This window comes from Paeniglutamicibacter sp. NPDC091659 (assembly GCF_044756805.1).
Classification (GTDB): Bacteria; Actinomycetota; Actinomycetes; order Actinomycetales; family Micrococcaceae; genus Paeniglutamicibacter.
In genome coordinates, this window is the sequence record NZ_JBIVTO010000013.1 from 113349 (window position 1) to 127446 (window position 14098).

Annotated in this window: 9 protein-coding genes and 1 pseudogene; 2 read left to right on the plus strand and 8 right to left on the minus strand. The window is 63.5% G+C overall.

All coding sequences use genetic code 11. The features are described from left to right. Positions 1–55: 55 nt before the first annotated feature. The 4 genes from ACIQLF_RS19440 to ACIQLF_RS19455 form a co-directional block, all read right to left on the minus strand. The gene (locus ACIQLF_RS19440; RefSeq protein ID WP_400302183.1) at positions 56–1570 is read right to left on the minus strand and encodes an alanine/glycine:cation symporter family protein; all 1515 of its coding nucleotides are present in this window, start codon (positions 1568–1570) and stop codon (positions 56–58) included. A 244-nt stretch (positions 1571–1814) separates the two neighbouring features. Further along, complete coding sequence (locus tag ACIQLF_RS19445) at positions 1815–3218, minus strand: M16 family metallopeptidase (protein ID WP_400302185.1); 1404 nt, start codon at positions 3216–3218, stop codon at positions 1815–1817. Positions 3219–3415: 197 nt separating this feature from the next. After that, a complete protein-coding gene (locus ACIQLF_RS19450) occupies positions 3416–5644 on the minus strand; it encodes a polyribonucleotide nucleotidyltransferase (RefSeq protein ID WP_400302188.1) in 2229 nt (742 codons plus the stop codon). A gap of 577 nt (positions 5645–6221) precedes the next feature. Next, positions 6222–7745 carry a hypothetical protein gene (locus ACIQLF_RS19455; protein WP_400302190.1) on the minus strand — a complete coding sequence of 508 codons (1524 nt, stop codon included), beginning with the start codon at positions 7743–7745 and terminating at the stop codon, positions 6222–6224. Between the two features lie 269 nt (positions 7746–8014). On the opposite strand from ACIQLF_RS19455, the gene ACIQLF_RS19460 reads away from it, so the two are divergent. Further along, on the plus strand, positions 8015–8494 hold the full coding sequence (locus ACIQLF_RS19460) for a 2'-5' RNA ligase family protein (RefSeq protein WP_400302193.1): 480 nt from the start codon (positions 8015–8017) through the stop codon (positions 8492–8494). A gap of 344 nt (positions 8495–8838) precedes the next feature. Beyond that, positions 8839–9153, plus strand: a complete 315-nt coding sequence (locus tag ACIQLF_RS19465; RefSeq protein WP_400302196.1) for a hypothetical protein — start codon at positions 8839–8841, stop codon at positions 9151–9153. A 286-nt stretch (positions 9154–9439) separates the two neighbouring features. Here the strand turns inward: ACIQLF_RS19465 and ACIQLF_RS19470 are convergent, their stop codons facing one another. The 4 genes and pseudogenes from ACIQLF_RS19470 to ACIQLF_RS19485 form a co-directional block, all read right to left on the minus strand. After that, a complete protein-coding gene (locus ACIQLF_RS19470; protein ID WP_400302199.1) occupies positions 9440–10609 on the minus strand; it encodes a glutamate--cysteine ligase in 1170 nt (389 codons plus the stop codon). A gap of 717 nt (positions 10610–11326) precedes the next feature. Further along, positions 11327–12517, minus strand: a complete 1191-nt coding sequence (locus ACIQLF_RS19475; protein ID WP_400302202.1) for an AI-2E family transporter — start codon at positions 12515–12517, stop codon at positions 11327–11329. Positions 12518–12799: 282 nt separating this feature from the next. Then, positions 12800–13408 carry a hypothetical protein gene (locus tag ACIQLF_RS19480; RefSeq protein ID WP_400302204.1) on the minus strand — a complete coding sequence of 203 codons (609 nt, stop codon included), beginning with the start codon at positions 13406–13408 and terminating at the stop codon, positions 12800–12802. Between the two features lie 139 nt (positions 13409–13547). Then, a pseudogene (locus tag ACIQLF_RS19485) lies at positions 13548–13768 on the minus strand (cold-shock protein). Between the last annotated feature and the right edge of the window lie 330 nt (positions 13769–14098).

The following is a 14098-nucleotide window of genomic DNA, read 5'->3' on the forward strand; positions in this document are numbered from 1 at the left end:
GGCGGGGATCGCCTTTTGCGAGTCTGGCGTCCGGGTCGGACGAGACGGTGTTTGGTTAGATGGTGTCTCGCTCAAGAACCTGGGTGGTCTTGTGGGAGTGGCTCGAACCGATGACGTCTCCGGCCTTCCACTCGTCCCAGCCCTTCTGGTTCTTCATGAATGCCTCGATCTCGTCCTTGCTGGCTTCGAGCTTCGGGTCGTTCTTGAGGTACCAGCGGGTTTCGCGGACGATCAGGCCGGACATGATCAGCAGACCGATGAGGTTCGGAATGGCCATCAGGCCGTTCATCATGTCGGAGAAGTTCCAGACTGCAGTCAGTTCGGTGGTGCAACCCACGAAGACGACCAGCGAGAAGGCCACACGGAACGGCATGACGGCCTTGCGTCCGAGCAGCCGCTCGATGTTGCGCTCACCGTAGTAGCACCAGCCGAGGATGGTGGAGAAGGCGAACATGACCAGGCCGATGGTCACGATCCAGTGTCCCCATTCGCCCGGGAGGCCGAAGGTGAAGGCGTAGCCGGTCATCAGCGACGCGGAAATCTGTTGTCCGGTTTCCGGGTCGATGTGGTTCCAGGCGCCGGTGGTGATGATGACCAGGCCGGTGCAGGTGACGACGATGATGGTGTCGATGAAGGTCTGGGTCATGGAGACCAGGCCCTGGCGCACCGGGTGGGTGGTCTGTGCGGCGGCTGCCGCGATGGCCGCCGAGCCCATGCCCGACTCGTTGGAGAAGATGCCGCGTGCCACGCCGAACTGGACGGCGATGATGATGGCCGAACCGGCGAAGCCGCCGATTGCCGAGGTGCCGGTGAAGGCGTCGGCGAAGATCTGGCCGAACGCGGCCGGAACCTGGCCGATGTTGGCAAGCAGGATGTACAGGGCCGCACCGACGTAGAAGATGATCATGACCGGCACGAAGCCGGCGGTGACCTTGCCGATGGACTTGATGCCGCCAACCAGCACAACCATCGAAAGGACAGTCAGGATGAGGCCGGTGGTCCAGGTCGGAACGCTGAAGGAGTTCTCCAGGTTCGCTGCAATCGAGTTGCCCTGGGTCATGTTGCCGATGCCGAAGCAGGCGAGCGTTGCGAAGATGGCGAAGGAGAGCGCCAAGACCTTGCCCAGCGGGCCCTTGATGCCGCGTTCGAGGTAGTACTGCGGTCCGCCGGACTTTTCGCCGGCTGCGTCGGTGGTGCGGTAGCGAACACCCAGGAATGCCTCGGAGTACTTGGCGGCCATGCCGACCAGGCCGGTGACCCACATCCAGAACAGTGCGCCGGGGCCGCCGATGCCGATGGCGGTCGCGACGCCGACGATGTTGCCGGTGCCGACGGTTGCGGCAAGTGCGGTGGTCAATGCCTGGAACTGCGAGATGTCACCCTCGGCGCCAGCATCGGCATCCTTGCGCTTGAGCAGGCCCAAGCGAAGGGCCACTCCGAGCTTGAAAAACTGCAGACCGCCCAGACGGATGGTCAGGTAAAGTCCTGTGCCCAAGAGCAGGGGAATCAACAGGAAGGGGCCCCAAATGACACTGCTGATGTCACCTAGCACCGTTGCGAGATTGTCCATGATAGTGGGTTCAATTCCTTCTCGTGCGAGCGAATGAAATATGACGGTGATCGACGTCACAAGTCACCCACCATAGTCGAGATTACGAAAACGTGTGAACAGGGGCACTTTTCCGCCCCGCCTGGCACGTTGAACAGGTCACAATTAGCGATGAGCGGAAGGACAAATGCACTATGTTACGCAAATGGGCCGTCCGCTCCGGAAAGCACCCGGTGCGAACGGCCCATATGGAACCACGAATTATTTACATTCCGAAGTCGGAAGGCTTGTCGAAGGGACCCACCACGGTGATGGTGCGCGGGCGGGCAGCCAAAAGGGCTGCCAGTTCCTGAACCTGTGCCGGGGTGACGGCCTTGACGCGTTCAAGCGACTCGTCGATGTCGTGGAAGACGCCGGTGACAAGCTCGGCGCGGCCCAGGCGCGACATGCGCGATCCCGGATCCTCGAGTGCCAGCACCATGCCGCCGGAGAGCTGTCCGACCGCCTTGCGCAGTTCCTCGTCGGTGATGCCGTCGGCCGCAAGCTTCTCGAGCTCGGCTGCCAGCAACTTGATCACGCGTTCGGTCTTGGCCGGGGCGCATCCGGCGTACATGCCGAAGTAGCCCGCGTCGGAGTACGCGGCGGAGAACGAGTAGGTGGAGTACACCAGTCCGCGCTTCTCGCGGATCTCCTGGAACAGGCGTGAGGACATGCCGCCGCCGAGGACGGCGTTGAGCACGCTCATCACGTGGCGACGCTCATCGGTTGCCACGATGCCGGGGCAACCCATGATGATGTTGACCTGCTCGACGGGTCGGCGGATGACCTCGATGCGCTCGGATCCGGTGATTTCCACGGGCTCCGTGGAACGGCGCGGCACCGGGCTTGCGCCTTCTTCAAGTTCCCATCCGGCCTCGCGCAGGGCGCTGAGCACCAGGTCGCAGACAACGTCGTGGTCCAGCGAACCGGCCGCGGTGATGACAATTTCGTCGGGGGTGTAGAAACGGCGGTAGTGCTCCCAGACCGACTCGCGGCTGATGCCGGTGATGGCCTCGGGGGTGCCGCCGATCGGGCGGCCAAGGGCGTGCTCCCCCAGGACGGCTTCGACAAAGCGTTCGTGGGCGACATCCCCGGGATCGTCGGCGTCCATCGCGATTTCCTCGAGGATCACGTCGCGTTCCTGTTCCAGTTCATTCGGATCAATGACGGCGGAGGTGATCATGTCGGCGATGACGTCGATTGCCATGGGCAGGTCGGTGTCGAGCACGCGGGCGAAGTAGCAGGTGCTTTCCTTCGCGGTTGCTGCGTTGGATTCGCCGCCTACCTCGTCAAAGGCGGAGGCAATTTCCATCGCGGTGCGGCGCTTGGTGCCCTTGAACAGGAGGTGTTCGAGGAAGTGCGTGGAACCGTGCTGGCCGTCCTGCTCGTCGCGGGAACCCACGCCAACCCAGAAACCGATGGTCGCCGAACGCTGGCCGGGCATTGCCTCGGTCAACACACGAACTCCGCCTGGCAAGACTGAGCGGCGCACCAGTGCGCCGCCGGCCTGCCCGTGGATGATGGTGGGGTCTCCGGCCTCAATGGGGGCAGCGGTGTCGGAGACACCGCGCTCCCCTGCTTTGGCAGGGGAAACGCCAACTCCGTTGAGAGGCAGGGGAATCATGACCACTGAGTATGTCCTTTACTATCCACAAAAATCGGGTGAGTCGCGCTTGGTGAAGCGCGAAACGCATTTATCCATTCTTCCACAGTGCCACCGATTCGCAGTCTGCCTATGAGTGGGCTCTCATTTCCGAGCGCATATGGAAAAATCCCGGCCCGCCAATAGGCGGACCGGGATTTTTACCCTAGAAAGCTAGGGTTTGACTATTCAGCAGCTTCGACGAGATCGTCCTCGGCTACAACCGGGGCAAGCGAAAGCTTTCCGCGATCGTCGACCTTGGTGATTTCGACCTGGAGCTTCTGGCCCACGGAGACAACATCTTCGACGTCATCCACGCGCTTGCCACCGGCGAGCTTGCGCAGCTCGGAGATGTGCAGCAGGCCGTCCTTGCCCGGGGTCAGGGAAACGAACGCACCGAAGGTGGTCAGCTTCACGACGGTGCCAAGGTAGCGTTCGCCGATTTCCGGAACCTGTGGGTTTGCAATGGCGTTCACTGCGGAACGAGCGGCTTCAGCCGACTCGCCGTTGGTGGCGCCAATGAGGACGGTTCCGTCGTCCTCGATGGAGATATCCGCTCCGGTATCTTCCTGGATCTGGTTGATCATCTTGCCCTTCGGGCCGATGACCTCGCCGATCTTATCCACTGGAATCTTCACGGAGATGATGCGCGGTGCGTAGGTCGACAGCTCATCCGGGGTGTCAATGGCCTGGTTCAGGACATTGAGGATGTGCAGACGTGCCTCGCGTGCCTGGGTCAGCGCAGCTGCCAGGACCGATGCCGGGATGCCGTCGAGCTTGGTGTCAAGCTGGATGGCGGTGATGAACTCGGAGGTACCTGCAACCTTGAAGTCCATGTCGCCCATGGCGTCTTCGGCGCCGAGGATGTCGGTCAGGGCCGCGTAGCGGGTCTGGCCGTCAACTTCGTCGGACACGAGGCCCATGGCGATGCCGGCAACGGCAGCGCGCAGCGGAACGCCGGCGTTGAGCAGCGACAGGGTCGATGCGCAAACCGAGCCCATCGAGGTCGAGCCGTTGGAGCTCAATGCCTCGGAGACCTGGCGGATGGCGTACGGGAATTCCTCGCGGGACGGAAGCACCGGCATGATGGCGCGTTCTGCCAGGGCACCGTGGCCGATTTCGCGGCGCTTCGGGGAACCCACGCGGCCGGTTTCACCGGTCGAGTACGGCGGGAAGTTGTAGTTGTGCATGTAGCGCTTGCGCGTTACAGGCGACAGCGAGTCGATCTGCTGTTCCATCTTGAGCATGTTCAAGGTGGTGACGCCCATGATCTGGGTTTCGCCACGCTCGAAGATCGCCGAACCGTGGACGCGGGGAAGAACCTCGACCTCGGCGGTGAGCTTGCGGATGTCGGACAGGCCGCGGCCGTCCATGCGGACCTGGTCGGTCAGGATGCGCTGGCGCACGACGTGCTTGGTCAGCGCGCCGAAAGCCTTGGAGATCTCGCCTGCGCGGGTCTCGAAGGCGGTGCCCTCGGCGGCCAGCTCGGCAACTACCTCGTCCTTGTAAGCGGAAGCGGCGTTGTCGCGCTCCTGCTTTGCGGCGATCTGGTAGATCTCGGTCAGCTTGGCGGTGGCCTTGGCCTCGACAGCTGCGTATGCGTCTTCTTCGTAATCGCGGAAGACCGGGAACTCGACGGTCGGCTTGGCGGCGCGAGCTGCCAAGTCTGCCTGTGCCTCGCACAGTGCCTTGATGAACGGCTTTGCAGCCTCAAGGCCCTGGGCAACAACCTCTTCGGTCGGGGCGGTGGCGCCCTGTTCCTTGATGAGGGTCCAGGAGTTGTCGGTAGCTTCGGCTTCAACCATCATGATGGCAACGTCGTCGCCAGCGATGCGGCCGGCTACGACCATGTTGAAGACGGCGTTTTCCAGCTGGCTGTGCTTCGGGAAGGCAACCCACTGGGCACCGTTTCCGTCGTCAACCAAGGCAACGCGAACGCCACCGATCGGGCCGGAGAACGGCAGACCGGAAAGCTGGGTCGACATCGAGGATGCGTTGATGGCAACCACGTCGTAGAGCTCGTCCGGGTTGATTGCCAGGACGGTGACAACGATCTGTACTTCGTTGCGCAGGCCCTTGACGAATGCCGGGCGCAGCGGGCGGTCCATCAGACGGCAAGCCAAGATGGCTTCGGTCGACGGGCGGCCTTCGCGGCGGAAGAAGCTGCCCGGGATGCGGCCGGCAGCGTACATGCGCTCCTCGACGTCCACGGTCAGCGGGAAGAAGTCGAAGCCCTCGCGCGGGTGCTTGCCGGCGGTGGTTGCCGAAAGCAGTGCGGTTTCTTCGTCGATGTAAACCATGGCTGCACCTGCAGCCTGCTGGGCCAAACGGCCGGTTTCGAAGCGGATAACTCGCTTGCCGTATCGACCGTTGTCGATCACGGCCTCTGCGAATTGAATTTCTGGACCCTCCATGTGGGGGCTTTCCTTTCGATCGCTCCCCGGGGAATGCGGCGAACCGATGTGCCCTGCCCGGATCTGGTCTTCGATCGAGACTCGCGCTACATGAAGAATCAGAGCGAAAGCCACTACCGAGGACCGCGATCTGTGCGGCGGGGACCTGCGGCGGCATGGTCCGGGGAGTAATTGTTTGTATTGGTTTTCCGCAATACACGGACAACCACGTATAAGACTACCGGGAATCGGTGCAAGTTGCAGTTCTCCACACCACATCGTGTTGGCGTGGCTCCTGCAGAAGTGAATGTCGAGTCGCGGTACTTCAGGCACGACAATTACACGGCCATAAGCGCTCGCACATTGCTACTGCAATCGAGTGCGCGGCAACGAGTGATGCAGCCACTCGAACGCGCTAGTGGTCGACTGCTTCGTGCGGCCGCGTCCCCTGCCCGTTGCCAAACCCGCACGTCTCCTGGCTACCTTGCTGGCTTGATCGCTCACCCGCGGGCTTGACCCTGTTCCGCCAAACCACATACTCATGCTCGCCAGGAAATATTGTCCGGCGAAGGCTTCGCTCCGGACGGGACCGTGCTGCCTACTGGTAGGAGACGAACCACGGCTTCGGGTCGATGTCGAAGGTCTGCTCCGGGGTGAATGTCGGGGAGTCCTCGTCGATGAAGTTCTTCCACGCCATCCTGATGCCCTTGGGCAGGTCTTGGCGCAGGTTGTCCCACGTCCCCATCTTCATCCCCGGTGAGCCGTGGCCGTCGGCGTGCACGACCATCGCAAGTTCTGGGTGCGAGGTGTCCAGCGTGGATCGGTCGCGGATCATGCTCTGCGTGAACTGGTGCAGGATGACGACCTTCTGCGGCAGCTGGTGCTCGCGCGTCAGCTCGGCCAGCCAGTCGTTGGCGCGGTTGAGCTCGGCGGCATCCACGGAGCCGATCTGGACCATGTGCCGCTGGTTGGGCTTGAGCCTCCACTCGGGGTCGTAGGCGATGCCGACGTTGGGGTAGGACAGCAGCTTTTCGTAGCGCTTGGCCTGGGTCAGGAAGTCGTTGCGACCCGGCTGCAGGTCAAGCACCACGTACACCCCTGCTTCCTGGGCCGCCTTCACCCAGGGCTCGAGCCGCTCCACGGGAACGTAGCTGGAGTACTTCCCGTCATCGCCGGCGGCCGCCGAGGCGACGGTCGCGATGATCTCGAAGGCCGGCTGGACCTTTTCCTTGCTGTGGGGCTGGTACTCCGCCGCATACTTCTTGGCGAGCTTGATGGCCGCATCGACGTCCTGTTCGCCGAGCAAACCCAGCGAAGAGGTCCCGGGCGTCCCGTACAGCGCAACCATGCGCCTCTCCGGGAACACGAGCTGCCCGCCGCCGGGAAGTTGTTTTCCTCCGGCAGCCGTTGCCGCCATGGCCGAGAAATCCTCAGCTTTCGCGAACCCGTTGCCGATCGCGTACAGGCTCGAGTCCGCATGGTTCTGGAAAAATTCCTGGTTCTTCGGGGACCGCGGGTCAGGCGACTCCATGGTGTGGAGGTCAGCCCCCGCGGCTTGGGCCGTGGCCAGTGCGGGACCTGCCGCTTCTGCTTCCTTGTCCCCCGAGCGCACCACAACGGCGAAGCCGGACTCGGTGGAATCTTCGGCCCTATCGATGTCAGGCAAGTCGGCATCAGGTGCTGACCCGTCGACGACTTTCAGGCCGTTTGCCATCGAATCGGGCAGGGCTCCCTGGGCAATAATGGTGCGTGCGCCCAAGCGTTCCAGCTCGGCGGCGAAGGCCCTCTGCTCAGAAGCATCCTCCGGTGACACGAGCAGCGGAACGCCGAGTTCGCGGGCCTGACCGGCAGCCGCATCCTGCGCGCCTTCGTTGCCCAGCACGACGACGGCGGGTGCCTTTTCGAAGAACGCCTGGCTGGCCTTCAGTGCCATGTCCTCGGCGTCGCCGCCGATCTGGCTGGCGCCAGACGCAGGGTTGGCCAACACCACGCTGTCTTTGTTTTTCTGCGATCGGGCGCCGGAGTCGGCCCCCGGATCTGCTGCCGTGCACCCGGCTGCGGCCAGAACGAGGGCTAGTCCGGAAGCGACCGCCGCAAGGCGGCCTTTTGCCCGAATCGTCATATTTTTCTCCCTCGCCGGCAATCAGCCAAGGATTTTCACCGGCATCGTTTGTCGTTTCTTCATAACCAAAAAGCGCTTCGGAACCGTTGGAACGGCCCCAAGCACGGCAACCTCTGCTGGAGAGTGACCACCATTAATGACCCTAGCAACAACCTCCCGTTGGTAGCCGGATTATCCACGCCCGCGCCGTCGGCATGACGCCCCCTACGACCTGGCTTGCAAGTCACCAAGCAGTGCGCCGGCCCCGGGTTAGAGGCCTATCCTGAAGCATGGGCGTATATGTCCTCGTTGCTTTTGTCGTCCCTGTGCAGGCCGGCCTGGTTTTCCCCCGGTCCAGCTGGCCGCTGCACATCACATTGGTGCGCTTCGACACCCGGGAAACCGCCGACGACGTACGCGCTCGGCTCGACGACGTGCTGCCGGCGCTGCTGGGCTTTGACGTGCGCATCGGCCCGGACGCGCAGTTCGGCCGCAACGGGTCCGTGCCTGTCTCGCTGGTGGAACCCGAGCCGGCCCTGCAGCGGATCCATACCGCCGCGCTGGAGGCGCTGGGACCGCAGGTCCACCTGCCCGGCGCGCAGCACAACCGCTCGAATTACCGCCCGCACGTCACCCATGCCGTCATACGTTTGCAGCCCGGGGACCAGGTCCGAATCCGGCAGGCAGCGCTGGTGGATCTGCGACCGGACAACGACCCGCGACTGCGCCGGGTTGTGGCCATCTGGGAAACGGAGCCGGGCCCGGAGTAGGAGAATTTCCGTCGCAGGATGCCGCCCGCCCGGTGCGGCGAAAATCGCACGTGCCGACGGATCCGTGGTGACGCGCCCGCGGCTGGCCAGCGCCAATTCAGGTGCCTCGATAGCAGCCGATCCAAGGAGTCCCTGGGTACGTCGCGGAGGTCGTGTTGGGGCGGTCTTCGATGATTAATTCGGACGGGTCACAGCAGTGTTTGCGCACTTTCGGAGGACAGGCCCCAAGTCCGTCCAACCAACATCGATGTCGAAAATTCCGCGAGATCACGGCGTTTCAGGCGAAACTCCCACCCGACATGCGGCGCTAACACCTACACGAAATCTCGAAATAGGGTAGAAGCATGGCTACAGAATTCGCAGTGAAAAACATCGAAGACCGAACCAGAATACTCCTCGACGGACGCGCCCAATCCATCCGCCATCTGGTGACCGCACGGCTAAAGATCGCCGAAATCCAATCCCAACTTGAAAATGCCGAACGCGAAGACGCACGCCTCTATGCGGCGGCCCAGCGCACCGGTTGGTCCCCCGACGAATTGCACGAGCTGGGCATCGCCGCGCCCGCCAAAAGCAACCGTGCCGGGAAGCGCGCCGCGGCAAAAGCCCGGTTCACTGCTCCCGGCAACCCGGTGCCGGTATCCCCCGACGAAAACTAGAAACCCCTCCGCATGGAAGGGCGGAACACACATGTTCCGTCCTTCCCCGGCGGTCCTGCACACACTCACCTGTTCACCACAGCCCTAGAGATCCTCACCTGTTGCCGGGCGATGCCCGCGACTTTCAGAATTCGATGGTTCGGGCATGAATTTCGCGCTCCCGCTGGAACGCAACATCGTCTGCGGAGAGCAAAGCGTTGATCGCGCTCTGCAGCAGTGAACACACCAAATCCGGGGACGCTCCGGAGAGAGCCTCAGCGAGCAGTCCGGAAGGATCGGCAAACGGTTAGACCACGGCTTCGGCCAGCGGTTTCCATGTCCACGTCGCGGAGCCGTTCACGGTGGGGTGGTGATCGGCGGGTTCTTGGTGGGTAACGCCGATGGCCTGGGTGACGACGTCGGCCAGCCGGCCGGTGCGTTCGTAGGATTGCCGCTGCAGGGCGGCTCCTGTTCCGTTATTGAGGATCCTTTCCAGGGCTTCCTCGACATAGGCTCCGTCCCCGTACTCCTCCAGTGCGTCGCGCACATGGTCGTGGAGTGCGGAAATGACGCTCCTTGCGGTGTCCGGCCTGTGGGTCTCGGGGTGGAGCAGTTCGCCGCGGATGCCCCAGCGGCTGGCCATCCATACGCCTTGGCGCAGGATGATGGCAGGAACCTTGTCGGGTTCCTTTCCGGCTTCCCATTCCCAGGCAGCGGTCTCCACCAAGGCCCGCACCAGGGCGGCGAGAAGGACGGTGTCGCGGGGATCGAGGCAAACATCGGACACCCGGATCTCGACGGTGGGGTGGCGGACGGAGAGCCGGGCGTCAAAATCCGGGTTGATGACCACGCTGGTGCCGGACAGGTCCGCCACCAGCGCGTGATAGGCCTGCGCCGAACCGAAGACCTCCATCGGCCCGGCAGTGGTCCACCGGTTCCAGGCCTGCGTGCGGTAACTGGCGTAGCCGCTGTCCTGGCCGTTCCAGTACGGGGAATTCGAGCTCAACGCCAAGAGCGAGGGCAGCCAGGCCCTGATTCGGTCCAGGACCGCGACACCTTCCTCGTCCGAGCCGACGGACACGTGGACATGGAGTCCGCACGTCAGCTGCTCGCGCGCCGTCAGGGCATACTTTTCCACCAGGGCGTCGTAGCGTTCGTTCCGGGTGGGATGGGGCGTGACCGCCAGCGGAGAGGTGGCCAGGGCGACGATCTTCGCACCCGCTTTCCGGGCGAGCGAGTCGGCGTATGCGCGTCCGGCCACTATCTCCGCGGCGAGCCCGTCCAGGCTGCTGTGCGGGTGCGTGATGACCTCGAGTTGTTCCTGGTGCAGCTCGGCGGACAGCATCTGCTGGGCGGCAGGGTCCGACGCCCGGACGCTGGCGCCATGGAGGCCCATCACCTCCCCGGACAGAGGCAAGGGGACGCCATTGACGGGATCCACGATCAGGAATTCTTCTTCAACACCAAAGGTACGCACCTGCTAAGTGTGGACCATGAAAGCGACGGCGGACGCCACGTCCCGGAATGCAAAGCGTTGCAGGTCTGATGCGTCGACCGACTCCTCCCCCAATAGAGCCAAGACATGAAGTTAATTGGGTTCGTCGCCATCCCCACAGGCGAGCTCGAAGCCGGGCAGCCCGACCCGGTAATTGGCCCCGGACAGCCCGACGCCCCTGGTCGAAATGGAACCGACTAAACAGAATTCAACAACCGTGGGTACAAGATGCGGTGTCCATTTAACAGATCCCCCACCGCGGCACCCGGGCACCAAAAATTCGACAGTTAATATCGTGTGACTCGCAACGTTACATGGCCGCCTTTTCGCTGCGTCGATTGGCATTCCGGATCCGCCGGCGAGACGCTGTTGCCGTCCAACGGCACGTGCCTGTTCCGGGGTGGCCAGGCCCTCGTCCGATGTGCGCCGGATCGGGCAACATGACATCATACCCGGCTCCCGGGGTGCCTGGAGGCGGCCCCGTGCGGCTTGGCAGGGAGGGCCCACTAGCCGATGTGGCGCTTCAGTGGCCGCCGCCAGGACCGTCGGCTGTGCTTCCACGGCGTTGACCCCTCCCCGGCCGGGCCCACCATGAGCCCCCAACGCCCGTTGACCAAGGCGTGGATCGTGGCGTTCGGTCCGCAGCTGGAACGACCCATGGCACGGGCTCCGACTTGGGACCGTCGAGAACCCGTCGGGTCACTGTTCCTGCTCATCCGCATGGAACTTGAGGCAGCCGCTGCCCTGCGGCCGGTGAGAGGCGGCTTCCGCCGGGCCCGGGACGGACTCTTCCCCCCTGGCCGGGTCCGGCCAGGCAGTCGGGACGGGTTGGGTCCAGACCTGGACAATCGCCCAGGTGACCGCGGCCAGCGGCACGGCCAGCACGGCGCCAATGATTCCGGCGAGGATGACGCCGGCGGCCAGGGCCAGGAGGATGACCAGCCCGTGCAGGTGCAGCGACCGTCCCATCACGATCGGCTGCAGGACGTGTCCGTCGAGCTGGTTGATCCCGATGACGACGGCCAAGACGATCAGGGCCGCAACGGGCCCGTTGGCGACCAGAGCGACCAGCGCGGCAAGTATCCCGGCCATCGTCGCCCCGACCATCGGGATGAAGGCGCCGAGAAACACAATGACGGCCAGCGGAAGGGCCAAGGGCACACGCAGAATGAACAGCGCCGCGCCGACGACAACACCCTCGATCATGGCAATGATCGTCGTGCCCCGCACATACTGGCCCAGTACGACCAGGGACATGGCACCGGATCGGCGAAGTCTGTGCCGGACCTCCCCCGGAAAAGGACGGATGAAAAAGTCCCAGATTCGTCCGCCATCCTTTAGGAAGTAAAACAGTACGACGGCGCCAAGCAGGGTGCCGGTAAGGACTTCGGCCGCCGTCGAAATCCCCACCAGCGCGCCGGCGCCGAACCGGCTACTGGTCGCAAAACCGGTCACCGCCTCGGTGGCCCTGTCGATCATCTCCTGGTCCAGGGGAAGGGGCCCGGAAACGACGAACTTCTGCAGCTCCCCGAATCCTTCGGCGGCGGCCGTGACCAGTTCGTCCCATTCGCTGCGCACGGCGAAAACAATGCCCGTCACAATGCCGCCCAGCACCACGATGGCGGCCAGGAAGGTGATCCAGGTCGCCAACGCACCGGGCAGGCCTTTGCCGCGCAGGAACGCGACCACCGGGCTAAGCGCCGCGGCCAGGATCAGTGCCACCATGAGCGGGATCACGATGAGTTTGAGCTGGATCATCCCGTAGACGGCAACTGACAGGGCGATCAGGACCAGAATGAACTGCGCGGCTCGGGTTGCGGCCCGGCCGAATCCATCGGCCCACAATCCGCGGCCCTGCAGGAAAACGCCGGTGGACAAGGTGGTTTTCATGGAAGTCATCCCTTTTGTCTGGTGGTGTGGTGCTGGTCCCAGCATGCCCCTTCCACGACGACCGGCCAAGGATCCTGCACCCGCCGATCCAACACCCGCCGGATGGGGCCGAGAAAACCCGGACACATCGACGCCATGGCGGCCGACCTGTCTCGACCGATCGAGCGGAAATCGAAGTCGGCGTCCACGCACCTGCCGATTGAAGTGAAGAGTGAACCTACAGATCTTTAGGAGATCGAACAGGGGCTAACTCGTTAGATTTGATGGATTGGCTGGCACGATCTAGCCGGTGAATCCTGCGCGGTGGTTGCCGTCTGACCGGTCGATCTTGCGGTGGAAATGCATTCCCGCCTTGCCGCCCAGGACGGCCCCGGTGAGGGGGACGAGAATGGTGATGGCCAGCCCGACCAGGCCGCCGATGGTCAGGACCGTGCCATCGGCGGGAAGTTGCAGCGCCCCGCCCAAGCGGCCAAGGCTGTCGAACCGGCTACCCGCAAACGCTGCGAGGAGCGCCACAATGATGGCGACAATAATGCCCCACAACCATACGGCGACACCTTGCTTGATTCCATCGAACCGTGCCATGCGCCCGGCGACGTATCCGCCACAGAAATAGGCGAGCAACAGGATGACCGCCAGTACGATGGCGCCGAAGGTTTGCGCGCCCTGCGTTGCCTGATCTGCGGCCTCCCCGGCATCCGTGGTGTTCGCGGGCCCCACGCCGATCGCGGTGGCCAGCGCGCCGAGCAGGACTTTCATCCCGGTGGCCGTCAGCCAGCCGAAGAACGCCAAACCCCACTTGATGCCGCCGAAACGTTCCACGTCCGACGCAGCCACATGGTTCCTGCGCCCCTCGGGGGTACTGGACCCCGCGGTGTTTTTCCCTGCCATGTCATGTCCCTATCCCTCAAGGTGCTGCGGTGACTGGCCCAGCTTGCCGGTGACCGCACTTCCCCGAAACCTCGCACCGGTGCTTTCGAGATGCGATAAGGGGTTCACCGGAGAAGATGCGGCTTCTTCAACGCGCTCATCAGGGGAAGTGGTTACCCAGAGATCGAACGTTCTCCGCCTGCAGCCCCTTCTGTCCACGGGTGATGTCAAATTCGACCTCTTGGTTCTCTTGTCTGGGGTGCTGTGGCCGTTGTTGGCGATGCCCGAGTAGTGGGCGAAAACATTCGCAGACCCATCATCGGGCTCATTGAAGCCTGAGCCCTGCTCGGAACTGAACCACGCGGCCGTGCCTGTTGCCATTGTTGCGTCCTTCCTGGGCCTTGCATCTGCCCCGGCCGGAAGCCGGTCGGGGCGGGAATCTGCCCTGACCCAAGGCTACGGTTGGGCATCGATCAGGACAAGGATCAAGCCGTGGCCCGAATCCATTTGGTCTTCCGTTGCTTAACGCGTTCTTTGCCCGGCCGAGGAGTCGGGTCGTGGGGGCCACGGATGGCCAGGGGGCGTCTTCCCAAGCCGTTTCCCTGTGACTGGTAAATTCGTTTGGTTCCGCACGAATTTCGCGAATCGGGAATTGGCCGTGGTGATGGTCATGCGCGCACGGTTCTCTGTCTGAGGAGCTGGGAGCTTGCT